This is a genomic window from Streptomyces sp. LUP47B, from assembly GCF_001746295.1.
In the GTDB taxonomy this organism is placed as follows: Bacteria; Actinomycetota; Actinomycetes; order Streptomycetales; family Streptomycetaceae; genus Streptomyces.
Genome location: NZ_MJAH01000005.1, coordinates 183,986 through 205,542 on the forward strand (window position 1 = coordinate 183,986; position 21,557 = coordinate 205,542).

17 protein-coding genes and 2 pseudogenes are annotated in these 21,557 nt (G+C 69.8%); 8 read left to right on the plus strand and 11 right to left on the minus strand.

What is annotated here, in order from left to right:
- Positions 1-3: 3 nt before the first annotated feature.
- The 3 genes and pseudogenes from BFN33_RS17015 to BFN33_RS17025 all read right to left on the minus strand — a co-directional run bounded on the left by BFN33_RS17015 (position 4) and on the right by BFN33_RS17025 (position 3,013).
- A complete protein-coding gene (locus tag BFN33_RS17015; protein ID WP_176742412.1) occupies positions 4-1,095 on the minus strand; it encodes an ABC transporter substrate-binding protein in 1,092 nt (363 codons plus the stop codon).
- Between the two features lie 69 nt (positions 1,096-1,164).
- A pseudogene (locus BFN33_RS17020) lies at positions 1,165-1,531 on the minus strand (MarR family transcriptional regulator).
- Between the two features lie 36 nt (positions 1,532-1,567).
- Positions 1,568-3,013 (minus strand): GH1 family beta-glucosidase, encoded by a 1,446-nt coding sequence (locus tag BFN33_RS17025; protein WP_069760906.1) that lies wholly within the window; start codon positions 3,011-3,013, stop codon positions 1,568-1,570.
- Positions 3,014-3,122: 109 nt separating this feature from the next.
- Here BFN33_RS17025 and BFN33_RS53685 point away from each other — a divergent pair.
- Positions 3,123-3,230 (plus strand): annotated as a pseudogene (locus BFN33_RS53685) (family 43 glycosylhydrolase); the annotation flags it as partial.
- 18 nt (positions 3,231-3,248) lie between these two features.
- On the opposite strand, the gene BFN33_RS17030 reads toward BFN33_RS53685, so the two are convergent.
- Positions 3,249-4,265, minus strand: a complete 1,017-nt coding sequence (locus tag BFN33_RS17030) for a LacI family DNA-binding transcriptional regulator (RefSeq protein ID WP_069760907.1) — start codon at positions 4,263-4,265, stop codon at positions 3,249-3,251.
- A gap of 117 nt (positions 4,266-4,382) precedes the next feature.
- Positions 4,383-6,035, minus strand: a complete 1,653-nt coding sequence (locus BFN33_RS17035; protein WP_069760908.1) for an NAD-dependent malic enzyme — start codon at positions 6,033-6,035, stop codon at positions 4,383-4,385.
- Between the two features lie 241 nt (positions 6,036-6,276).
- Here BFN33_RS17035 and BFN33_RS17040 point away from each other — a divergent pair, with 241 nt between their 5' ends.
- Positions 6,277-7,401: a peptidoglycan bridge formation glycyltransferase FemA/FemB family protein gene (locus BFN33_RS17040; RefSeq protein ID WP_069760909.1), complete on the plus strand. Its 1,125-nt coding sequence runs from the start codon at positions 6,277-6,279 to the stop codon at positions 7,399-7,401.
- Here BFN33_RS17040 and murF read toward each other — a convergent pair.
- Positions 7,365-8,750 carry a UDP-N-acetylmuramoyl-tripeptide--D-alanyl-D-alanine ligase gene (gene murF, locus BFN33_RS17045; RefSeq protein ID WP_069760910.1) on the minus strand — a complete coding sequence of 462 codons (1,386 nt, stop codon included), beginning with the start codon at positions 8,748-8,750 and terminating at the stop codon, positions 7,365-7,367. The genes BFN33_RS17040 and murF overlap by 37 nt on opposite strands.
- A gap of 205 nt (positions 8,751-8,955) precedes the next feature.
- Between murF and vanH the strand changes: the two genes are divergently transcribed.
- The 3 genes from vanH to vanX are packed head-to-tail and all read left to right on the plus strand — an operon-like array spanning position 8,956 to position 11,574.
- Positions 8,956-9,936 carry a D-lactate dehydrogenase VanH gene (gene vanH / locus BFN33_RS17050; RefSeq protein ID WP_069760911.1) on the plus strand — a complete coding sequence of 327 codons (981 nt, stop codon included), beginning with the start codon at positions 8,956-8,958 and terminating at the stop codon, positions 9,934-9,936.
- Complete coding sequence (gene vanA-Sc, locus BFN33_RS17055; RefSeq protein ID WP_069760912.1) at positions 9,929-10,969, plus strand: D-alanine--(R)-lactate ligase VanA-Sc; 1,041 nt, start codon at positions 9,929-9,931, stop codon at positions 10,967-10,969. The genes vanH and vanA-Sc overlap by 8 nt, the downstream gene beginning before the upstream one ends.
- Positions 10,966-11,574 carry a D-Ala-D-Ala dipeptidase VanX gene (gene vanX / locus BFN33_RS17060; RefSeq protein WP_069760913.1) on the plus strand — a complete coding sequence of 203 codons (609 nt, stop codon included), beginning with the start codon at positions 10,966-10,968 and terminating at the stop codon, positions 11,572-11,574. Before vanA-Sc ends, vanX begins: the two co-directional genes overlap by 4 nt.
- Before the next feature lie 4 nt (positions 11,575-11,578).
- Here the strand turns inward: vanX and BFN33_RS17065 are convergent, their stop codons facing one another.
- Positions 11,579-13,231 carry an amidohydrolase gene (locus tag BFN33_RS17065; RefSeq protein WP_069760914.1) on the minus strand — a complete coding sequence of 551 codons (1,653 nt, stop codon included), beginning with the start codon at positions 13,229-13,231 and terminating at the stop codon, positions 11,579-11,581.
- A gap of 21 nt (positions 13,232-13,252) precedes the next feature.
- On the minus strand, positions 13,253-14,758 hold the full coding sequence (locus BFN33_RS17070) for an APC family permease (protein WP_069760915.1): 1,506 nt from the start codon (positions 14,756-14,758) through the stop codon (positions 13,253-13,255).
- A 142-nt stretch (positions 14,759-14,900) separates the two neighbouring features.
- Here BFN33_RS17070 and BFN33_RS17075 point away from each other — a divergent pair, with 142 nt between their 5' ends.
- On the plus strand, positions 14,901-15,623 hold the full coding sequence (locus BFN33_RS17075; protein WP_069760916.1) for a TetR/AcrR family transcriptional regulator: 723 nt from the start codon (positions 14,901-14,903) through the stop codon (positions 15,621-15,623).
- A 206-nt stretch (positions 15,624-15,829) separates the two neighbouring features.
- Positions 15,830-16,723, plus strand: coding sequence for a hypothetical protein (locus tag BFN33_RS53165; RefSeq protein WP_176742402.1), 894 nt, complete (start codon positions 15,830-15,832; stop codon positions 16,721-16,723).
- A gap of 39 nt (positions 16,724-16,762) precedes the next feature.
- Here BFN33_RS53165 and BFN33_RS17085 read toward each other — a convergent pair whose 3' ends face one another.
- The 3 genes from BFN33_RS17085 to pgm all read right to left on the minus strand — a co-directional run bounded on the left by BFN33_RS17085 (position 16,763) and on the right by pgm (position 20,763).
- Positions 16,763-17,884 (minus strand): SGNH/GDSL hydrolase family protein, encoded by a 1,122-nt coding sequence (locus BFN33_RS17085; protein WP_176742403.1) that lies wholly within the window; start codon positions 17,882-17,884, stop codon positions 16,763-16,765.
- A gap of 286 nt (positions 17,885-18,170) precedes the next feature.
- Entirely contained in the window at positions 18,171-19,070 is a 900-nt protein-coding gene (locus tag BFN33_RS17090) for an amidohydrolase family protein (RefSeq protein ID WP_088245353.1), read from the minus strand.
- A gap of 52 nt (positions 19,071-19,122) precedes the next feature.
- Positions 19,123-20,763 carry a phosphoglucomutase (alpha-D-glucose-1,6-bisphosphate-dependent) gene (gene pgm, locus BFN33_RS17095; RefSeq protein ID WP_069760919.1) on the minus strand — a complete coding sequence of 547 codons (1,641 nt, stop codon included), beginning with the start codon at positions 20,761-20,763 and terminating at the stop codon, positions 19,123-19,125.
- Positions 20,764-21,063: 300 nt separating this feature from the next.
- On the opposite strand from pgm, the gene BFN33_RS17100 reads away from it, so the two are divergent.
- Positions 21,064-21,552 carry a TetR/AcrR family transcriptional regulator gene (locus BFN33_RS17100; protein ID WP_069760920.1) on the plus strand — a complete coding sequence of 163 codons (489 nt, stop codon included), beginning with the start codon at positions 21,064-21,066 and terminating at the stop codon, positions 21,550-21,552.
- The last annotated feature ends 5 nt before the right edge of the window (positions 21,553-21,557 follow it).

The window sequence follows — 21,557 nt, forward strand, 5'->3', positions numbered from 1 at the left end:
CTCTCAGTCGGCGTGTCGGATCCGGAAGCGGTCGGGTTCCGCCGGATCCCGGTCGACGACCTGGACCGGTGTCCCAGCCCATTGCCAAACGCTGACGCCGGGCGTGCGGGAGAACCGGATCTGCCCGCGGGTGCCTTCGACCGCCACGTGCGGCCACGATGCGGCGATGCGCCCCCGGTCCGCGCCGTGCGAGCGCAGCACGTCGGCGAGGACGGTGATCGTGTCGTAGCCCTCGAAGGCCACGAAGGAAGGCTCTTCGGACAGCTGCTCACGCAGGGCCGTCGCGACCCGTGCGCCGAGCGGGCCGAGACGCCCGGGCAGATAGCGCAGGAACGGGACGGCGGCGCCGTCGCCGCCCAGCAGCCTCGCCCATTCGGCGAACTCGGGTTGCCCGGCCGGAGCACCGATCATGGTCTCGGTGAGGCGCTGGTCACGGCGGACGGACCTGACGATCGACACCGCCGGCTCGGGGAGGCCGACCAGCAGAAGGAGGGCCGTGGCGCGATGGCCGACGAGTGCGTCGCACACGGCGGCGGGAGCGAGCGCCCGCGCATCGAGTTCCACGACGGTGCCACCGCGTGGAGCGAAGTGGTCCCGCAGGATGCGGACCCCCGAGGCCCAGTAGACGCTCGGTTCGGTCGCCACGGCGATCCGGCTGTGGCCTGCGTCGAGGAGGAAGTCCGCGTAGACCCGCCAGCCGTGGGACTGCGGCGGGGCCAGGCGCGCGACCCATTCCGTCGGCTCTTCGGTCAGCGCGTCGAGAACCGCTGACGAGCAGAGGAACGGCAGTCCGAGGGCATCGGCCCTGGCGGCAGCGGCGCGGGCGACGACGCTGTGATACTCCCCCGCCACGGCGGCCACGCCCAGCCGAGCCAGTTCGTCCACGGCCGCCGCGGCCCGCCGCGGATCGGCCGCGGTGTCCCGGACCAGCAGCTCGAGCGGTCTTCCGCCGATCCCGTCGGCGTCATTGACCTCGCCGACGGCCAGTTCGAGTCCGGCGAGCAGGTGCTGGCCCGCCTCGACCCAGCCGGGCCTGGTCAGCGGAACGAGAGCGCCGATCCTGACCGGCTGTGGTGGACGCGCCTGGGTGAGCATGCCGGACATTGCATCCTCACCCGGGCCGGCGGGCAACCGATTAAGCGCCCCTCCCGCAGACCGGCCGGGTCAGGGCGACTCCTCGTCCAGCTTGCCGATGACGCGCTCGGAGATCTCGGCCAGGACCCGCAGTTCGGCCGGGGTGACATGGTCCATGAACAGTTCACGTACCGCCCCGACATGACGCGGGGCCGCCGCCTCGACCGCCGCCCGGCCGGCTCTTCTCCCACTCCAGCGCCCGGGCCAGATCCTGGTACCGCTGTCGCCCCTCCGGGGTGTCCGTCAGATGGACCAGCACCGCGAAGTCGGCCGGCGACACATGGGACTCCGACTGCAGCAGGCGCCCGAGACGCCCGCCGAGCCGCTCGTGCAACCGGACGAACCCACGCCACGCGCGCTGCTCCTCCGGCGTCAGCCATCGCACCGTCTCTCCCATGACACTTCACCCAATGGTCCCGGGGCCCGTGTCGGGTCAGCCCACCCGGGCCCCCGGCAGCGGAATGCTTCCCGTCGTCGCCAGTTCCCGGTACCACACGGCGCTGTCCTTGAGCGTGCGCCGCTGGGTCTCGTAGTCGACGTGGACGATGCCGAAGCGCTTCGAGTAGCCGTATCCCCACTCGAAGTTGTCCATCAGGGACCACACGAAGTACCCGCGCAGATCGACACCGGCGGCGAGGGCGCGATGGGCGGCGACGAAGTGGCGGTGGAGGTAGTCGATGCGCTCCGGGTCGTGGACGGCGTGGCTGCCGTCGGGGCGGGTGGAGAGCTGGTCCTCGAAGGCGGCTCCGTTCTCGGTGATGACCAGCGGCTGGTCCGGGAACCGGGTGTGCAGGTCCAGGAGGAGTTCCTCGAGCCCGTCGGGGTCGATGTTCCAGCCCATGGCGGTGTGCGGGCCCTCCTGTGCCACGAACTCGACGTGGGTCGAGCCGGGCCAGGGGGATCCGCCCATGTCCTTGTGCCCGTCGTTGTTCTGACGTGGCGTCACGCCGTCCCAGAGGCGAACGGTGGTGGTGGCGTAGTAGTTGACGCCGAGCAGGTCCAGGGGCTGGTGGATCCGGTCGAGGTCGCCGTCCTGCACGAACGCCCAGTCGGTGACGGCGGCGGTGTCCTCGATCAGGTCCTGCGGGTAGTGGCCGCGCAACAGGGGTTCGGTGAAGGCGCGGTTGGCCAGCGCGTCGATGCGCCGTACGGCCTCGTCGGCACCCTCGCCCTCGCCCCTCAGGACATGGAAGTTGAGCGTGACCGAGTACTGCGGGTCGTTGGTGGTGACCGCCCTGAGCTGCTGAACGGCCAGTCCGTGGGCAAGGTTGAGGTGGTGGACCGCACTCAGCGCCGCGGCGCCGTCGCTGCGGCCGGGAGCGTGGGCTCCGGCGCCGTAGCCGAGGTAGGCGGAGCACCACGGTTCGTTCAGAGTGGTCCAGATCGCGACGCGGTCGCCGAGCGCCTCGCCGACCACACGGGCGTAGTCGGCGAAGGCGTACGCGGTCTCGCGGTTCGTCCAGCCGCCCTCGTCCTCGAGGGCCTGGGGCAGGTCCCAGTGGTAGAGGGTCGCGACCGGCGCGATGTCCCTCTGGAGCAGGCCGTCGACCAGGCGGCTGTAGAAGTCGAGCCCCTTGGGGTTGGCCGGGCCGCGGCCCGTGGGCTGGATGCGCGGCCAGGCTATGGAGAACCGGTAGGCCTTCAGGCCCAGGGACGCCATGAGGTCGAGGTCCTCGTCGAGGCGGTGGTAGTGATCGGCGGCCACGTCACCGGTGTCGCCGTTCCACGTCCTGCCCGGCGTGTGGGAGTAGGTGTCCCAGATGGAGGGGCCGCGCCCGTCCTCGTCGGCGGCACCCTCGATCTGGTAGGCGGCGGTCGCGGAGCCGAGGAGGAAGCCGGCGGGGAACGTCAGCTGCTGGGTGTTCGCGGCAGTGGGCATGCACGTCTCTCCGTTGTCGTGGCCAAAGGCGATGTTAACGTTAACAAGCAGGCCTGGTCCCTGTCCCACCCCCGTTCCTTCCCTTTTAGTCCGACTCGGAGTGCGCCCCGTGCCGGCCTTCGCCAACCCGGTTCTCGCCGGTAGTCACTCCGACCCCTCGATCTGCCGGGTCGGCGAGGACTTCTACCTGGTCACGTCGTCGTTCGCCCCTTGGCCGGCTAAACGGTGGCGGGCTTCAGGAACCGGCGCGCGGCGCGGCGGTGCTTCGCCGTACGACGAGTTCCGGCGTGATCTTCCGCCGTTCCGCCCGCTCGCCGCCCAGCATCCGCACCAGTTGCTCGATGGCGGTCCTGCCGAGGTGGGCGAAGTCCTGGCGGACCGTGGTCAGTGCGGGGACCAGGTATCCGGCGCCCTTCATGTCGTCGAAGCCGACGAGGGAGACGTCCTGCGGCACCTTCACGCCCCGCTCGGCGAAGGCGGCCAGCGCTCCCATCGCCATCTGGTCGTTCCCGGCGAACACCGCGGTGGGCAGGCCGGTGTCGGCTTCGCAGAGTTCATGGGTCAGGCGGAATCCGCTCTCCGCGCTGAAGTCGCCTTCCAGCAGGGCTCCTTCGGCTTCCGCCGCGGCGAGTTCGGCCTGCCAGCCGTCGACGCGTGCCCGGGCGTCGAAGGTGCGCAGCGCACCCGTCAGGTGGGCGATGTCCCGGTGCCCGAGGCCGAGGAGGTGGCGGACCGCGAGACGGGCGCCCAGTTCCTGGTCGACCTCGACGAAACCCAGACCGGGGTCGGGCGCGCCGCCGGACATCACCACTGTGACCGGCACCCCGAAGGACAGGCCGGACAGCGCCTCCACCACGACGGGCCGGTCCGCCACGACCGCGATCGCCTCCACCGACTGGTCGGTGAGCCGTCGCAGCGTCTCCAGGAGGTCGGCGGAGGTGCTCTCACCCTGTCTGCTGGCCAGGCTCACCCAGTAACCGGCCTGCTTGGCGGCCGTCTCGACGCCCAGGAGGATACGCGGCAGCTCGAACAGCTCCGACCCGACGATCACCACGCCGATCGTCGAGGAACGCCGGCTCTTGAGCGCCCTGGCGACACTGTTGCGGCGGTAGCCCAGCTTCTGGATAGCGGCCTCGACCCGGGTGCGGGTTTCCGGGCGGACCGAGGGGTGGCCGTTGATGACACGGGAGACGGTGATGTGCGAGACGCCGGCCTCCCGGGCCACGTCCATCATGCCTGGCGGCCGGTCCATGTCATTCGTCCTCTGCCTTCAACCCCAGGGCCTCGCGCCCACCGCAGATCCTGTCACAGGGCCTGAGAGCTGCCAGGTCCGCGACGGCGCGGCCCGGCCCGGCCCGGCAGTTGCATGTCAGGAGGCGTACCGCGGTGTCCACTGCGTCGTCGCGATCGCTTCGCGCAGTTCGGCCTCGGTGGCCTCGGGGGCCACGCCGTCCTCGACCGCGGCCAGTGCGACGGCCAGGGCGATCTCGCGGGCGGCGTCCCGCATGCTCGCCAGCGGAGGCAGCAACGGGGTGGCCCCGTCTGCGCCCGCCTGTACCGCGCACTCCCCCACCGCGCGCGCCGCGGCCACCATCATGCGGTCGGTCACGCGGGTGGCCCGGCAGGCGGTGACGGCCAGGCCGACGGCGGGGAAGACGTAGACGTTGTTGGCCTGCGCCACCGGCACCTCGCGCCCGTCCAGCGTCAGCGGCGGGAAGGGCGAGCCGGCCGCGATCAGGGCCCTGCCGTCGGTCCAGCGGGCCAGGTCGGCGGGCTCGGCCTCGGCGTTCGAGGTCGGGTTGGACAGCGGCAGGATCACCGGCCGGTCACAGGCGTCGGCCATCGTCCGCACGATCTGTTCGGTGAACGCGCCGTGCGCCGTGGAGAGCCCGATCAGCACCGTCGGCTTCACCTCGCCCACGACTCGCGCCAGATCGAGCGCACCCCAGTCGCCTACCTCGGCGTCGTCGCGCGCGTAGACGCGCTGCTCGGGGGTGAGGTCGGTGCGGGAGCGCACCAGCAGGCCGTCGATGTCGACGAACCAGAAGCGGTCGGCCGCCTGCTGTTCGGAGTCGCCTTCCTCCACGAGTGCGGTGCGGATCATGTCGGCGACCCCGATCGCCGCCGAGCCGGCGCCCAGGACCACGATGCGGTGGTCGGTCAGGGGCGTTCCGGCGATCTTCGTGGCGGTGGACAGCGCTCCGAGTGCCACGGCCGCGGTGCCCTGGATGTCGTCGTTGAAGGTCAGCAGCCGGTCCTGGTAGCGGGTGAGGATCGGACGGGCGTGCGCGGTGGCGAAATCCTCCCACTGCAGGAGGGTCCCGGGGAGTTCGGCCTCCACGGCGGACACGAACGCCTCGATCATCTCGTCGTAGGCGTCCCCGGTCACCCGGTGCCGCCTGCGGCCGAGATAGTGCTCGCCGGCCAGCAGCTGCTCGTTGTCGGTGCCGGCGTCGAGGAGAACCGGGAGGGTGCGAGCCGGGTGGATGCCGCCGATGGCGGTGTACAGGCTGAGCTTGCCGATCGGGATGCCCATGCCGCCCACCCCCTGGTCACCCAGGCCCAGGATGCGCTGACCGTCGGTGACGACGATGACGTCGACCTCGCCGCCGGGCCGGTTGCGCAGGATCTCCCGGAAGCGGTGGCGGTCCTCGTAGGTCAGGAACAGACCGCGCGGCCTGCGGTAGATCTCGCTGAAGCGCCGGCACGCCTCGCCGACCGTGGGCGTGTAGACGACCGGCAGCATCTCCTCCAGATGGCGGGTGAGCAGGCTGTAGAACAGCACCTCGTTGGTGTCCTGGAGCTGGCGCAGGTAGATGTGCCGGTTGAGCGGCTTGTCGTAGCCGAGGAACGCCTCGTACGCCCGGTCCGCCTGCTCGTCGAGCGTCTCCGTCGCCGGTGGCAGCAGCCCGTCCAGACCGAGTTCGGCACGCTCCTGGGGGCTGAAGGCGGTGCCCTTGTTCCGGAGAGGATCGGCGAGCAGGGCGGCTCCGTGGGCACTGGCCGGGCTGTGCGATGTCATGACGTTCCTCGGATCGACGGACTTCAGGGGCGGGGGAAGTTGGGGAGGTCGGCGCGCGCCAGGTCCAGCATCTTGCAAGATCCCGACTTCCCCGTCCCCGGACATCGGAATCCCCTGGGGGTCGGCCGAGCCGGCCCATATCGTCGGCGTATCGAAAACCGCATACGTGTCGGCAACACCCCGCTGCCTTGACTGGGGACATGTCCTACAGCGAAGCAGGCACAGGAACCGAGAACGCCCGGTGAGGCTTACGGTCGGGCCGATCAGCGCGGCCGAACATCTGGCGTTCGTGCGGACCCAGCGGTCGGTCAGCTTCCTGCAGACTCCGGCGTGGGGCCGGGTGAAGACGCAGTGGCGCAGCGAGTCCCTCGGCTGGTACGACGCCGGGCGGCTGGTCGGTGCCGGGCTCGTCCTGCACCGACCGGTGCCACGGATGGAGCGCTTCACACTGGCCTATCTCCCCGAGGGACCGGTCATCGACTGGACCGGCGAGATCGACCCGTGGCTCGACCCACTGGCGTCCTACCTCAAGGCACACGGCGCGTTCGCGATCAGGCTCGGCCCGCCGGTGCGCACGAACGCCTGGAGCGCCGACCAGGTCAAGGAGGGCATCGCGGACCCGGGCATCAAACGGCTCACCGAGCTGTCACGACAGTGGGCCGACCCGGTCGGTGCCCGCGTGACCAGCCGGCTCACGGACGCCGGCTGGCTTCCGCAGAGCCCCGAGGACGGCTTCGGGGTCGGGCATCCGCAGTACAAATACGAGATCCCGCTGGCCGGCAGGACCGAGGACGACGTGTTCAGGGGCATGAACCAGCTCTGGCGCCGCAACATCAGGAAGGCGGCCAGGGAAGGAGTCGAGGTCACGGTCGCTGCGGACGTGAAGGCGTTCCACGATCTCTACGTCCACACCGCCGAGCGGGACCGCTTCACACCCCGGCCGCTGCGCTACTTCGACACCATGTTCGCGGCGCTGAGCGCGGAGGATCCCGAGCGGATCAGGCTCTACCTCGCCCGTCACCGAGGCGACCTGGTCGCCGCCACCGTCCTGGTCCGCGTCGGCGAGCACGCGTGGTACTCCTACGGTGCCTCCTCCACCGAGAAGCGCGAGGTGCGCGGCTCCAACGCCTGCCAGTGGGCGATGATCCGCGACTCGCTGGCGGCCGGCTGCGACGTCTACGACCTGCGCGGCATCACCCCCACCCTGGACGCCGACGACCCGCATGTCGGACTGGTCCAGTTCAAGGTCGGCACCGGCGGCCGGGCGGTGAGGTACGTCGGTGAGTGGGACCTGCCACTGCGGCCGATGGTCTACCGGGCCTTCGACCTCTATATGAAGCGGCGCGGGCGACACGGGGCCTCTTGACGCCCCTGCGCGAGCGCGGCGGCGACCTCGTCGAGGCGCGCTCCGCGGGATGCCTTGACGAGGACCACATCGCCGACGGCGATATGGCCGCGCAGCCAGTCGACCGCCGCGTCGTTGTCGGCCAGCACCACCGCCCGCTCTCCTGCGCCGGCGGCGATCGACCGGGCGGCCGCACCGACCGCGGCGACGACTTCGGCACGGGAGGCGGCGTACTCGCCGACGGCGCGGTGCTCGGCCGCGCCGTCGGCGCCGAGTTCGAGCATCTCGCCGAGGACGGCGATGCGGCGCCCGCCCTCGATCACCACCAGCGCGTCCAGAGCGGCGCGGGTCGAGTCGGGGTTGGCGTTGTAGGAGTCGTCGAGCAGCGTTGCGCCACCGGCGAGCTCGCGCAGTTCCATGCGCCACGGTGACAGCGAGGCGGTCGCCAGCGCCGCCGCGGCCACGTCGAGGGGTACGCCGGCCGCCAGCCCCGCGGCCGCGGCAGCCGACGCGTTGAGCGCCTGGTGGGCACCCACGAGTGACAGCGCGACGGGTGCCGAGTTGTCGGCGGTCCGCAGCGTGAAGGACGGCCGGCCGAGCCGGTCCAGCGTCAGGTCGGTCACGCGCAGGTCGGCGTGCTCGGCCCGGCCGAAGGTCAGTACCGGGCCGTCCGTGAGTGAGCGCATCGCCGCCACCCGGGGGTCGTCGGCGTTGAGGACGGCGGTGCCGCCCGGTGCCAGGCCCTGGATCAGCTCGCCCTTGGTCCGGGCGATGGCCGCGCGTGACCCGAACTCGCCGAGGTGGGCCTGGCCGACGTTGAGAACGACGGCGATGTCGGGCGCGACCAGGCCCGTGAGCGCGGCGATGTCTCCGATGTGGCGGGCTCCCATCTCGGGGACGAGGAACCTGGTGGCCGTGTCGGCGCGCAGCATGGTGAGCGGCACACCGAGTTCGTTGTTGAGGGAGCCGATCGTGGCGGTCGTCGGCGCGGCGCTCGAAAGCACGGCGGCCAGCAGGTCCTTGGTGCCGGTCTTGCCCTGGGAGCCGGTCAGTCCGGCAACGGTCAGCTCGTCGCGCAGCCGGGCCACGACGTGGGTGGCGAGTGTCTGCAGCGCGGCCCGGGCGTCGTCGACGACGACGGTGGGCAGCGGAGTGGGCCGGGAGCCGAGCACGGCCACCGCGCCTGAAAGGCCGGCTTGGCGGACGTAGTCGTGACCGTCGACATGCTCGCCTGCGAAGGCGACGAAGAGGCCGCCCGGCTCGGCCTGTCTGCCGTCGAGCACGGCCGGCGCGGTCACCGTCACGGAGCCGTCGCCCTCGACCCTGCCGCCGACGACCGCGGCGATCTCACCGACGCTGAGCGGGATCACGACAGGGCGCCGCTGGGGCTGACGGAAGCTGGTTCGCCGTAGGTCATGCCTCAAGTCAAGGTGATGTGGTGTTGTCGGCGCGTATGTGGTTTTCGATACGGCGACGATACGTTACCTATGAGTACCGACACTCATCGGGAACATATCGTCGGCATATCGAAAACCACATACATGCCGGCAACACGTCACTGCCTTGACTGGCGGCATGACCTACAGCGGACCGGCAACGGGGATCACCATCTATGGATGCGGGCAGGACGAGGCCCGTTTGTTCCGCGAGATGGCGCCCCGCTTCGGCGTGATACCGACCATCACGGAGGCCCCGGTATCCGAGACCAATGTCTCACTGGCCTTCGGAAACCGGTGCATCAGCGTAGGCCATAAGACCCGCGTCACCCATGCCACTCTTCTTGCCCTCGGGCAAGCCGGCGTGAGGTACATCTCCACAAGGAGTATCGGCTGCAACCACATCGACGTGGAATACGCGGCTGACGTCGACATTTCCGTAGAAAACGTCACCTATTCGCCCGACAGTGTCGCTGACTACACGCTCATGCTGATGCTGATGGCGGTACGGAACGCGAAATCCACTGTCCGCCGGGGGGACGAGCACGATTACCGGCTGAACGATGTGCGCGGAAGGGAACTGCGCGACCTCACCGTAGGCGTGATCGGAACAGGACGCATCGGCACAGCAGTCATGGAAAGGCTGTGCGGTTTCGGCTGTCGCATACTGGCGCACGACAATCGCCCCAAGATCGCAGCCGACTACGTTCCGCTCGATGAGCTGCTGCAGCGGAGCGACATCGTAACGCTCCATGCACCGCTCACCCCGGACACGTATCACCTGCTCGATCATTTGCGTATCGAGCGGTTGAAGCAGGGCGCTTTCGTCATCAACACCGCACGCGGTCCACTTCTCGACACCGAGGCCCTTGTTCTCGCCTTGGAAAGCGGCCGATTGGGCGGTGCGGCGCTGGATGTGCTCGAAGGAGAGGAAGGCATTTTCTACGCCGACTGCAGAAACAAGCTCATTGAGAGCAAGCTGCTGTTGCGGCTGCAAAAGCTCCCGAATGTGCTCATCAGTCCACACATCGCCTACTACACCGATCACGCCCTGAGCGACACGGTCCAAAACTCGATCACCAACTGCCTGAAATTCGAAAGCAGGAGTCAGCATGGCTAAGTTGAAGGTCGGAGTCATATTCGGGGGATGCTCCGAAGAGCACGGTGTCTCCGTCAAGTCGGCACAGGAGGTCGCACGAAATCTCGACACCGAGAAGTATGAACCGTTCTATGTCGGGATAACGAAGGGCGGCGCTTGGCTGCTCTGTGACGGCCCTGAACCGGAGTGGGAGAGCGGCAGGTGTCGTCCCGTCGCCCTGTCACCGGACCGAAGCGCGCAGGGACTGCTCGTTCTTGAGCAGGGGCGATACGAAACGATCCGTTTGGACGTCGTGTTTCCCGTTCTGCACGGCAGGTTCGGTGAGGACGGCGCGATACAGGGGCTGCTGGAAATGTCCGGCATCCCTTACGTGGGCTGCGATGTCCAAGGCTCCGCCCTGTGCATGGACAAATCCCTTGCCTACCTCGTCGCCGGAAACGCGGGTATCGCCACGCCGAAGTTCTGGACGGTCGCGGCGGACGAAAGCATTGATCCCGACCGGTTCACCTGTCCTGTTTTCGTGAAGCCGGCCCGGTCGGGGTCGTCCTTCGGCGTCAGCAAGGTGTCCCGCAAAGAGGAACTCCTGAGCGCGGTGAAAAGCGCAGGGCAGTACGACTCGAAGGTGCTGATCGAAGAGGCGGTCGTCGGCAGCGAGATCGGATGCGCCGTGCTGGGGAACGGTCCGGATCTGGTCGTGGGCGAGGTGGATCGGATCGCCCTCTCGCACGGCTTCTTCAGAATCCATCAGGAGTCAGAGCCTGAGAGCGGCTCCGAGAACTCGACAGCGATCGTTCCCGCCGACATTCCGGCGGAGTCGCGATCCCTTGTTCAGGAGACGGCCAAAGCCGTGTACCGCGCCTTGGGGTGCAGGGGGCTCTCACGCGTGGACATGTTCCTCAAGGAGGACGGCGAAGTAATCCTCAACGAGGTCAACACCCTGCCCGGTATGACCGCGTACAGCCGTTATCCGAGGATGATGGCTGCGGCAGGGTTGCCGCTCGCCGAAGTGATCGACCGGGTGGTGTCGCTGGCGTTGACGGGAAAAAGCCAATGACGGACGACTTCGTCTTCGTCGACGAACACGTACCCGGAATACGCTGGGATGCCAAGTACGCCACCTGGGACAACTTCACCGGCAAGCCGGTCGACGGATACCTGGCAAACCGAATAGTCGGCACGAGGACCGTGTGCGCGGCTCTGGAAAGGGCGCGGGACAGGGCCGAGTCCCTCGGTTTCGGTCTGCTCCTGTGGGACGGGTACCGCCCGCAACGCGCCGTGGACTGCTTTGTGCGCTGGTCACGACAACCGGAGGACGGCCGGACCAAGCCACGGCATTACCCGAACATCGACAGAGCCGAGATGTTCGACAAGGGGTACGTGGCCGAGAAGTCGGGCCACAGCCGGGGAAGCACCGTTGACTTGACGCTGTATCTCCTGTCGACCGGCGAACTCGTCCCCATGGGCGGTGGCCATGACCTGATGGATTCCCTCTCGCATCATGGAGCAGGGGGGATCACGCCGGCCGTAGCCAAGAACCGCCATCACCTGCGCTCCCTCATGGATGCCTGTGGTTTCAGCCCATACGAATGCGAGTGGTGGCACTACACCCTCAGGGACGAGCCCTATCCGGACACCTATTTCGATTTTCCCGTCGGATAGCGGCTCAGGCGTCCCGCGCCGCGTGAACTCGCCGACCGTCGACAAAGGTCTCCAGGACCCGAGTGGCGGCGATCTCCTCGGGCGGCCCCGCGAACGGATCGCGGTCGAGGACGACGAGATCGGCCGACTTGCCCACGGTGATGCTCCCGGCGATGTCGTCGAGGTGGTTCACGTAGGCGCTGCCCGCTGTGTACGCGGCGAGGGCGGTCCCCAGGTCGAGGCGCTGCTCCGGAAGGAACTCGGGGGTGCCGGCGGGCGCGTCGGGGGCGATCCGGTTGACGGCGACATGGATGGCCTGGAGGGGGTCGGGGCTGCTGACCGGCCAGTCGCTGCCGGCGGCGAGGGTCGCGCCCGCGCGCAGCAGATCACCGAACGGATACTGCCGGGTGCCGCGTTCCGCGCCGAGGAAGGGCAGGGTCAGTTCGTCCATCTGCGGTTCGTGGGCGGCCCACAGCATCTGGAGGTTGGCGCTCGCGCCCAGGGTGCGGAACCGGGGGACGTCGTGCGGGTGCACGACCTGCAGATGTGCGAGGTGGTGCCGTGTGTCGCGCCACCCGTTGGCCGCACGGGCGGACTCCACGGCGTCGAGGGCCTCACGGACCGCGCGGTCGCCGAGCGCGTGGAAGTGGACCTGGAAGCCGGACGCGTCGAGCTCGGTGACGTACTTCCTCAACTCACCCGGTTCGACGAAGCTGATGCCGCTGTTGTCCGAGGAGCAGCCGCAACCGGTCAGATACGGGTCGAGCATCGCGGCGGTGTGGTTCTCCGCGACGCCGTCCTGCATGACCTTCACCGTGGTGGCACGGAACCGGCCACGGTGCAACTCCTCGCGTCGGGCGACGAGTTCGGGAATCTGCTCGGCGCCCCGCTCACGGTCCCACCACAGGGCGCCGACGACGCGGGCGGTGAGCAGTCCCCGGTCGAGGGCCGCCTGATAGGTGGGCGCCGGGTCGGTCATGTTGGCGTACGCGCCGACGATGGCGTCCTGCCAGGCGGTGACGCCGTACGAGTGCAGCACGGACTGGGCCCGCAGCAGGGCCGCGAGTTGGTCCTGCGGTGTGGGATCGGGAACCAGCCTTCCCACGAGGTGGACCGCGCCCTCCTGGAGCATGCCGGTGGGGTTGCCGTCGGCGTCGCGTTCGATCCGGCCGTCGACCGGGTCCGGGGTACGGGAGTCGATGCCCGCGCGCTCCAGGGCCCGGCTGTTGACCCAGGCGCCGTGGTGGTCGCGGTTGGGCAGGAAGACGGGCCGGTCAGACACGACCGCGTCGAGGGCCACAGCCGTGGGAGCACCGCCCGGGAACGCCTCCAGGGACCAGCCGCCCCCGGTGATCCACTCGGCGTCCGGGTGCTGATCGGCGTACGCCTTGATCCTGCGCAGGTACTCGGCCGGGTCCACGGTGTCGGCGAGGTGACACAGGCCGAGTTCGAGGCCCGCGCCCTGCGGGTGGACGTGGGCGTCCTGGAAGCCCGGGAGCAGCAACTTGCCCGCCAGGTCGACGACTTCGGTACGCGGGCCGATCAGCTCGCGCACCTCGTCGTGGCCGACGGCGGCGATCCGCCCGTCGCGCACGGCCACGGCGGTGGCCCGGCTGCGGGCGGGATCGACGGTGTGCACGGGACCGCCGGTGAGGACGAGGTCCGCGGTGTGTGACATGTGAGTGGGCTCCAGAGAAGGTCAGACCGCCGTACGGTCCATCGGCAGGGTCAGGGACTCGGCGTCGGTGCCGCGCCCGGTCGTGAAGTACGGCGAGTGCCTCACGTACTTGGCGACGGCTGCCATGCCGAGGCCGGCGAGGACGATCGCGGCGGGCAGCGAGAACATGAACCAGCCGTTGTCCGGGCTGAGTTCGAAGTGGTCGCTCATGGTCAGGTACGAGTATCCGAGGTAGCCGCCGAGCCCGAGCAGGATCAGGCCGGACGCGGCGGGCACGCCGATGGCGAGCAGCGCCTCCCGTGCTCCTTCGTGCCGCGCGGAGCGGAAGCGCACGGCGCAGGCCACCGCGGTGAGGCCGTAGTAGAGGGCGACGATCAGACCGATGGCGTTGACGGCGGCCAGCAGCATGTCGCTCAGCTTGGGGATCGCGACGGCGAGCAGGGCGATCACTCCGGCGATGGCCATCACGACGACCGTGCCGGCAGCGGGGGTGCCGTAGCGGGGGTGGGTCCGGGTCCACACCGGGCCCATCGTGCGGTCACGGCTCATGGCGAACAGGCCGCGTGCCGTGGGGATCAGAGTGGCCTGCACGGAGGCGACGGCGGAGAACATCAGAGCGACCAGGGGCAGGGTGGCCCAGGGTTCGGCGGCCAGTTTCTCGCCGAGGTACGGGAGTGCCTGGGGGCCGTTTCTGACGAGTTCGGCCAGGCTCATCTCCCGCTGGAAGGCTACTGAGGCGAAGAGGAACAGACCGAGCATGGCGAAGAGGGCGATGAGGCCGCCGCGGGCCGCGTCACCCGGGCTCTTCGTCTCCTCGTTGACGCTGAAGGCCGCGTCCCAGCCCCAGAAGAAGAAGACCGCGAGCACCATGCCCTGGGCGAAGGTGGTGCCGCTGGAGATCTCGAAGGGGTTGAACCAGGACAGGGAGACGGCGTGGTCCCCGGTGACCAGGGCCCAGCCGCAGAAGGCCAGCAGCACGGAGTACTCGAAGATCAGCAGGGCGAACTGGAAGCGGGTGGCGGACCGCACCCCCGTGACGGCCAGGGCGGTGAGGCCGAGGAGGATCACCAGCCCGACAGCCGTGGTGACACCGGTGGACGTGGGGTCGAGGGTGATGCCGGCGAGGCTGTGCAGTCCGGCCTTGTTGGCGAAGGCCAGGACGACCGAACCCATGATCGCGCTGGTGTAGGCGCAGAAGATGACCGAGCCGACCAGGGTGACCCAGCCGGTCAGGAAGCCGGGCCAGGGCCCGAGGGCCCTGCCGACCCAGACGTAGCCGTTGCCGCAGTTCGGCTCCGAGCGGTTCAGACGGGCGTAGGCGGTGGCGATGCCGAGGACCGGCAGGAAGGCCAGCAACAGCAGCGCCGGGGCCTGGAGGCCCACGATGGTCGCGATCGTGCCCATGCCGATGGCGATGCTGGTGGTGGCCGCGGTGCTCGACGCGGCGATGGCCACGCCGTCGACGACGCCGAGGGAACGGCGCAGGGCCGAGCCCGGCGCGGAGGGCAGGGGCGGTGCTGACGACATGAAGGGCTCCTCGGGGACGGGAGACGGGAAGAGCCGCGCGGTGAGGTGATGGAACCGCCGCCGTCCACATTGGGTCAACCCTGTTGACGTAAGGCGGATGGGGGTCGTTCACTGAGCGTGCCCGGACGAGAGGAACGTGCCCATGTCCAGCCGTGTCCCGCAGGAGCGCCGACGCCGGCGGCCCACTCGCTCCGGAGTCCTGCTGTCCGAGGACCTCATCGTGCAGACGGCCCTGCGGCTGATCGAGGAGCACGGTCCCGAGGCGCTGAGCGTGCGTCGGCTCGGCGCGGCGCTGGGCTGCGACCCGACCGCCCTCTACCGCTATTTCCACGACACCGACGACTTGGTGCTCGCCATCGCGGACCGGATCATCGGTGACGCGATGGCCGGATTCGTCCCCGGAGAGGACTGGGCGGCCTCGCTGCGCGAGATGGCCCTGCGGGTCCGTGCCGGATACCTCGCCCATCCTCGGGCGGCCGCCATGGCCGCGCACCGGGTGACCCGGCGCAGGAGCGAGATCCGGGCGGTGGACACGGGGATCGGCCTGCTGCTCTCCGCGGGCTTCGAGCGGGCCGCCGCCGCGCGCCTGTACCTCGCCTTCATCGACACCGTGCTCAGCCACGCGGCCACCGACGCGGCGTTCCAGGCACTCCCCCGGCAGCAGCGCGAGGCCGACCATCGGGCGTGGCGGGACGTCTACCAGGACCTGGACCCGGTGGCGTACCCGGCACTCACCGCGGTACGGCGCGAGTTGCCGGGCATGGCGGACAGCTCGTTCGAGGAGGCGGTGGACCTGCTGCTGGAGGCACTGGCGGCGCGTGCAGCGGCGCGCGGAGCGTCCACAGGGGGTGCGTCACCCGGATGAGATCGCACACCGGTTCGCAGGGGGACTCCATGAACACAGAGGACCAAGGGGCGCGAAAACGACGTACGCCCCTCCCGCCCACGTCACCCCACGGACATCTGCGCAGGAGCATCACACAGGCTGCACACCGCCTTTCGAAAGCCTCGCTACTTTTACCTCCGGCTCGATCCTCCGTACGAACGAGACCGGCCACGGCCACTGGGCCGATGGTGCAGTCGACTCAGGAAGACCAGATGGACTACTGCTCCTCGTGCCGCCGGCATCTCAACGGCGCCCTGGCGTGTCCCGGATGCGGCGCCTACGCCCCGGACATCGCTCCCCCCGCCCACATCTACGCGACGACGGGCGTGGCGGCAGCGGCATGGGACGAAGCACCCACATGGCGCGACGCGGGACTCCATGAGGAGCCGGCGGCCGGGTCCGACCCCGCCGAGGCGCCGTCCGACGACGTGACGGACGCGCCGGTGGCGGCGGAGGGCCGGGCGGCGCGCCGACGTCAGCGGGACCGCTGGCGGAAGAACCAGCGCAAGGCGGTGGTCGCGACCGCCGTCGCCCTCGTCGGTGGTGGCCTGACCGTCACCGCGATGAACCAGCAGTCCAACGTCCGGGCGCAGGCGGCCACTTCGCCCGACAACCGGTCCATGGGCGTGGCGGAGCTGCCGACCTCGGACGACGCCCTGCCGGCGTCGACGCCCGCCAAGGCACAGCAGGCGTCCACGAACGCGCCCTCCAAGTCGGTCGCCTCGCACCGGCGGACGGACGCCGCCGCGTCCACCACGAACCGGTCGTCGGTCCACACGGACTCCGCCTCCTCCCCCACGCCCACGGCGACGACCGCCTCGCAGTCGAAGTCCCGGAGCACGGGCTCCACGTCGGTCGCGGCGGGCGTCGACAACGGCGGCTCGACGGGATCGACCGGCACGTCCGGCAGCAGCGGCACGACGACAGAACAGACCCCTTCGTCCACGAGCACGGACAGCACGACGACAACGAACACGGGCACGAGCAGCAACAGCTCGCAGACTTCGCAGTCGACCTCCTCGTCCTCCGCGACCGATCCGTCGGGGCTGTGCGTGCTCAACCTGCTCTGCATCAACTGAACGCCGGACCGGCCTGACGGTGTGCTGACGGCCCGTCCGCTACCAGCGCAGCGGAAGCGCGGCGAGGTGGTCCTCGAGCAGGCCGGAGATGATCCGGTGGTCCTGCGTGGAGGGATGCCAGTCGCAGCCCAGGTGGTCCAGGCCGGGGTCGTCGTAGTACCAGTGGCCGACCCGTTCGTCGCCCCGCGCATTGCGGGTCCGGACAATGCGCTCGGTGGTCTCGGCGAAGGGGCTGGAGCCCAGGTTGGTGGCGCTGACGACGAGGAACGTCCCGGGGCCGTAGCGGGCACGCAGTTTGTCGAGGAAGCCGTGGTAGGCGGACTCGTAGGCGGCGACCAGTTCGGCCTCCGTGCTCCAACGCTCGCCGGGGTTGAGGGGTGTCGAGAAGTCGTTGAGGCCCAGGCCGATGACGACGGCCTGCGGCCTCCAGTCGGCCGGCTTCCGCCAGACGTCGCCCTCCACGCTCAGCAGGGCACGGTCGTAGTAGGTGCGGTAATCGGTGCCGGGGCTGCTGCCGTTGTAGTTGCGGACCATGCCACGGCCGGAGAAGGCGTTGATCTGGTAGTCGGCGCCGAGGCGTCGGGCGGTGAGGGCGCCGAAGGAGAGGTCGGAGTTGGTGTTCCGGTCCACTCCCCCGTTGTTCGAACAGTCCCGCGTGCCGGAGACGTTGCCGTAGCCCGCGGTGTACGAGTCGCCGATGAACTCGATCTGCCTGCGCCGGGCGCACGGCCTGGCGAGGATCGCACCGCCCGGAGCGGCGACGAAGCCGCCGAACAGGCCCTCGGCCCAAGGGCATTCCGTCCGTTTGACGAGCCGCACGTGGTGCTCGGTGTCGGTGAGCCCCTTGATCCAGGCGGTGGTTCGGCCCGGGGTCACGAGGGTGGCCGTGGTCCTGCCGTCCATCTGGACGTCGTAGTCGTTGACGGAGTCGTCCAGGACCACTCCGACACCGGTACCTCGGAACCGGCCCTCGAAGTAGATGCCGGGCCAGCTGTACCGCACGAACCCGTCGGCGGCCGCTTTGACCCGGCCCACCGTGTGGAACCGGGTCGGGGTGGCGCTGGACGCCCGCGAGGGAGCGGCGACGGCGGCGACCAGACCGGCAGCGGTGGCGGTCACCAGGGCTCTGCGCGATAAGCGACGGGGCGGAGGGGGCTGCATGTGGCCATCCTTCGGAGGTGGGGACGGTACGGGGCGGGATGCGGTGCCCGCCCCGGAATGCTCAGTACGGCGAGTAACGCCTGTACCGGCCCGTACGGCACGGGAGCGCTCCCACACCCCTGGCGTTGTTCAACGTGACCGCAGCACACGTGTCCGTCAACCCCTGCGGCATGAGTCCGGATCTTCGGGGTAACAGAGTCGATGCTTACCCGGGGGAAGGGCCGTCGCACCTGGGGAGGTCGAGGCGGCCCTTCCCCCACCCCTCCGCCCGTGCACGGCGGCGGCGTTACAGGTCGAACAGACTTCTCGCGTTGTCGTGGCACACGGCCCGCAGCCACTCCGGTCCGAGGTCCAGCCGTTCCAGGGCCTGGAGCTGGTGCAGGTAGGGATAGGGGATGCTCGGGAAGTCGGAGCCGAGCAGGATGCGGTCGCCGAGTGCGGCGAGCCGGGGCAGGGCCCGGCGCGGGAACGGCATGAATCCCTCGGTGAAGTCGGTGAACGCCATCGTGGTGTCCAGCCGCACCTGGTCGTACCGCTCGGCGAGGTCGAGGAACTCCTCGTACTCGGGCATGCCCATGTGCGCGACGATCAGCCGTAGCCTCGGGTGCCGTGCCAGCACCCGCGCGATGGGCTCGGGGCCGGTGTGCTTGCCGGGCGCGGGCCCTGAGCCGCAGTGGATCACCACGGGGATGCCTGCCTCCGCCAGCAGCCCCCAGGCCGGTTGGAGGCGTTCGTCGCCCGGGTCGTACGCGCCCACCTGGACGTGTGCCTTGAACACCCGCGCCCCCGCTTCGACGGCCTCGCGGACATAGGTCTCGACGTCCGGCTCGGGGTGGAGGGTGGCGGTGTGCAGACAGTCGGGGGTGCGGCGGGCGAAGTCGGCCGCCCATCCGTTCAGCCACCTGGCCATGCCGGGCTTGTGGGGGTAGAGCATCGCGGTGAAGGCCCTTACCCCGAAAGCCCGCAGCAGAGCCGTTCTCTCCGCCTCCTCCTTCCGGTAGGTGATCGGCCATCCCAGTCCGCCGATCAGCGGCCCGTTGGTGTCGAAGTAGTCCCAGACCTTGTGCAGGACCCGCTCGGGCATGAAGTGGGTGTGGACGTCGATGAGACCCGGCAGACCGAGCCCGCCCCAGAAACGGCGGATCTCGCCGGCCTCCTCGTTCGACGGCACGTCGCGATCGTTCATGCGGCCCCCCATGCGTCACACCTGCACGTGTCCGAAAGTCACCCTTCTCGGGTCAGGCGCCCAGCGCCGCCAGCACCACGGACTTGGCCTCCTCCTGGACCCGGCGCAGGTGGTCCGCGCCGAGGAAGGACTCCCCGTAGATCTTGTAGACGTCCTCGGTGCCCGAAGGGCGGGCCGCGAACCAGGCGTTGGCGGTGGCCACCTTGATACCGCCGAGGGCAGCGCCGTTGCCGGGGGCCTCGGTGAGGACCTGGGTGACCGGCTCGCCGGCGAGGGTGTCGGCGGTGACCTGGCGCGGGGACAGCTTGGCGAGCAGTGCCTTCTCCTCGCGGGAGGCCGGGGCGTCGACACGCGCGTAGGCGGGGGCACCGAAGCGCTGGGTGAGCTCGGCGTAGTGCTGCGAGGGGCTCTTGCCGGTGACCGCCGTGATCTCGGAGGCGAGCAGGGCCAGGATGATGCCGTCCTTGTCGGTGGTCCACACCGAGCCGTCGCGGCGCAGGAAGGACGCGCCGGCCGACTCCTCGCCGCCGAAACCGATCGTGCCGTCGGACAGGCCGTCCACGAACCACTTGAAGCCGACGGGTACTTCCACCAGCGTCCGGCCGAGGTCCGCCGCGACCCGGTCGATCATGCTCGACGACACCAGGGTCTTGCCGATCCCGGCCCCCGCGGGCCACTGGTCCCGGTGTGAGAACAGGTACGAGATCGCCACGGCCAGATAGTGGTTCGGGTTCATCAGGCCCGCGTCCGGCGTGACGATGCCGTGCCGGTCGGAGTCGGCGTCGTTGCCGGTGGCGATGTCGAACCGGTCGCGCTGCTCGATGAGCGAGGCCATGGCGTACGGGGAGGAGCAGTCCATGCGGATCTTGCCGTCCCAGTCGAGCGTCATGAAGCGCCAGGTGGGATCGGTGAGCGGATTGACCACCGTCAGGTCGAGGCGGTGCTGTTCGGCGATCCGGCCCCAGTAGGCGACCGAGGCGCCGCCCAGCGGATCGGCGCCGATGCGCACTCCCGCGGACCGGATCGCGTCCAGGTCCAGGACGTTCGGCAGGTCGGCGACGTAGGCCCCGAGGAAGTCGTGGCGGCCGGTGCCGGGCGCGGCCAGGGCACGGGCGTAGGGGATGCGCCGTACGTCCTTCAGGCCGCCGGTGATGATCTCGTTGGCGCGGTCCTGGATCCAGGAGGTCGCCTCGGATCCGGCGGGGCCGCCGTTCGGCGGGTTGTACTTGAAGCCGCCGTCGGCGGGCGGGTTGTGCGAGGGGGTGACGACGACTCCGTCGGCGAGCGCCGAGGTCCGGTGCCGGTTGTGGGTGAGAATGGCGTGCGAGACGGCCGGGGTGGGCGTGTAGCCGTCGGCCTCGTCGATGAGGACGGTCACGTCGTTGGCCGCGAACACCTCCAGCGCCGTGGCCCGGGCGGGCTCGGACAGGGCGTGGGTGTCGGCTCCGAGGAAGAGGGGGCCGTCGGTGCCCTGGGCGGCGCGGTACTCGCAGATGGCCTGGCTGGTGGCCGCGATGTGGTCCTCGTTGAACGCCACCGCGAGGGACGAACCGCGGTGCCCCGAGGTACCGAAGGCGACCCGCTGTCCCGGTTCGGCCGGGTCGGGGTGCAGCGTGTAGTACGCCGTGACCAGACGGGCCACATCGATGAGGTCCTCAGGCCCGGCGACCTGCCCCGCTCGCGCGTTCTGCATTTCCCGGCTCCTCCGCAAGGGTCGACCTTCGGGTACGGCCCTCATTCTCCCCCGCCGGGCCCGCGGGGACGCGCACGGGGCCGCGGCTCTGATCTCACGTACCAACTCCGGAACAGGGTTCGCCGTAAGGCTCGGAGCGATGTCGCCGCATGTGACTGACAGGAGGAACCCTATCTACCCCTTCCATGTGACACTTAACGGGTAAAGGTCAACTTCGGGGAGGCGGTGCCGGTTAGACTCGGTGCTGTGAGAGCCGACGCAGCGCGCAACCTGGAAGCGGTCCTGACCACCGGAGCACGTATGCTCGCCGCCGACTCCGGGGCGAGCATCGCCGCCATCGCCGCCGAGGCGGGCGTGGACCGCCGCACCGTCTACCGTCGCTTCGCCTCCCGCGAAGACCTGCTCGCGACCATCTACGACGCCCGCCTCACGGCCATCGAGCACGCCATCGAAGAAGCACGGCTGCGCGAAGCCCCCGTCGCCGTCGCCCTGCACCGCTACGTCGAGAACATCATCGCCGTCAACCGCACCTGGCCCGTCGACCTCACCCGCGTGCTCGTCGACGACGCCGTCCGCGCACGCCGTGACACCTCCGTCCACGAGGTCGACACCTTCCTCCGCCGCGCCACCGACGAAGGTCTCCTGCGATCCGGCGTGCCGGAGGGTTGGGCGAGCGCGCTGCTGCCCCAGCTCATGCACCTCGTGTCCCGCCAGTTGCCCGAGCTGAGCCCCGGGCAGGCGGCAGACGTCGTCGTGGACACCCTGCTGAACGGCCTCGGGGCGTCGTAGTGGGT

Coding starts and splice junctions, on each gene's coding strand:
- BFN33_RS17015 (WP_176742412.1), bottom strand. CDS start 1,095: ATGCTCACCCAGGCGCGTCCACCACAGCCGGTCAGGATCGGCGCTCTC.
- BFN33_RS17025 (WP_069760906.1), bottom strand. CDS start 3,013: ATGCCCACTGCCGCGAACACCCAGCAGCTGACGTTCCCCGCCGGCTTC.
- BFN33_RS17030 (WP_069760907.1), bottom strand. CDS start 4,265: ATGGACCGGCCGCCAGGCATGATGGACGTGGCCCGGGAGGCCGGCGTC.
- BFN33_RS17035 (WP_069760908.1), bottom strand. CDS start 6,035: ATGACATCGCACAGCCCGGCCAGTGCCCACGGAGCCGCCCTGCTCGCC.
- vanH (WP_069760911.1), top strand. CDS start 8,956: ATGACCTACAGCGGACCGGCAACGGGGATCACCATCTATGGATGCGGG.
- vanA-Sc (WP_069760912.1), top strand. CDS start 9,929: ATGGCTAAGTTGAAGGTCGGAGTCATATTCGGGGGATGCTCCGAAGAG.
- vanX (WP_069760913.1), top strand. CDS start 10,966: ATGACGGACGACTTCGTCTTCGTCGACGAACACGTACCCGGAATACGC.
- BFN33_RS17065 (WP_069760914.1), bottom strand. CDS start 13,231: ATGTCACACACCGCGGACCTCGTCCTCACCGGCGGTCCCGTGCACACC.
- BFN33_RS17070 (WP_069760915.1), bottom strand. CDS start 14,758: ATGTCGTCAGCACCGCCCCTGCCCTCCGCGCCGGGCTCGGCCCTGCGC.
- BFN33_RS17075 (WP_069760916.1), top strand. CDS start 14,901: ATGTCCAGCCGTGTCCCGCAGGAGCGCCGACGCCGGCGGCCCACTCGC.
- BFN33_RS53165 (WP_176742402.1), top strand. CDS start 15,830: ATGGTGCAGTCGACTCAGGAAGACCAGATGGACTACTGCTCCTCGTGC.
- BFN33_RS17085 (WP_176742403.1), bottom strand. CDS start 17,884: ATGCAGCCCCCTCCGCCCCGTCGCTTATCGCGCAGAGCCCTGGTGACC.
- BFN33_RS17090 (WP_088245353.1), bottom strand. CDS start 19,070: ATGAACGATCGCGACGTGCCGTCGAACGAGGAGGCCGGCGAGATCCGC.
- pgm (WP_069760919.1), bottom strand. CDS start 20,763: ATGCAGAACGCGCGAGCGGGGCAGGTCGCCGGGCCTGAGGACCTCATC.
- BFN33_RS17100 (WP_069760920.1), top strand. CDS start 21,064: ATGCTCGCCGCCGACTCCGGGGCGAGCATCGCCGCCATCGCCGCCGAG.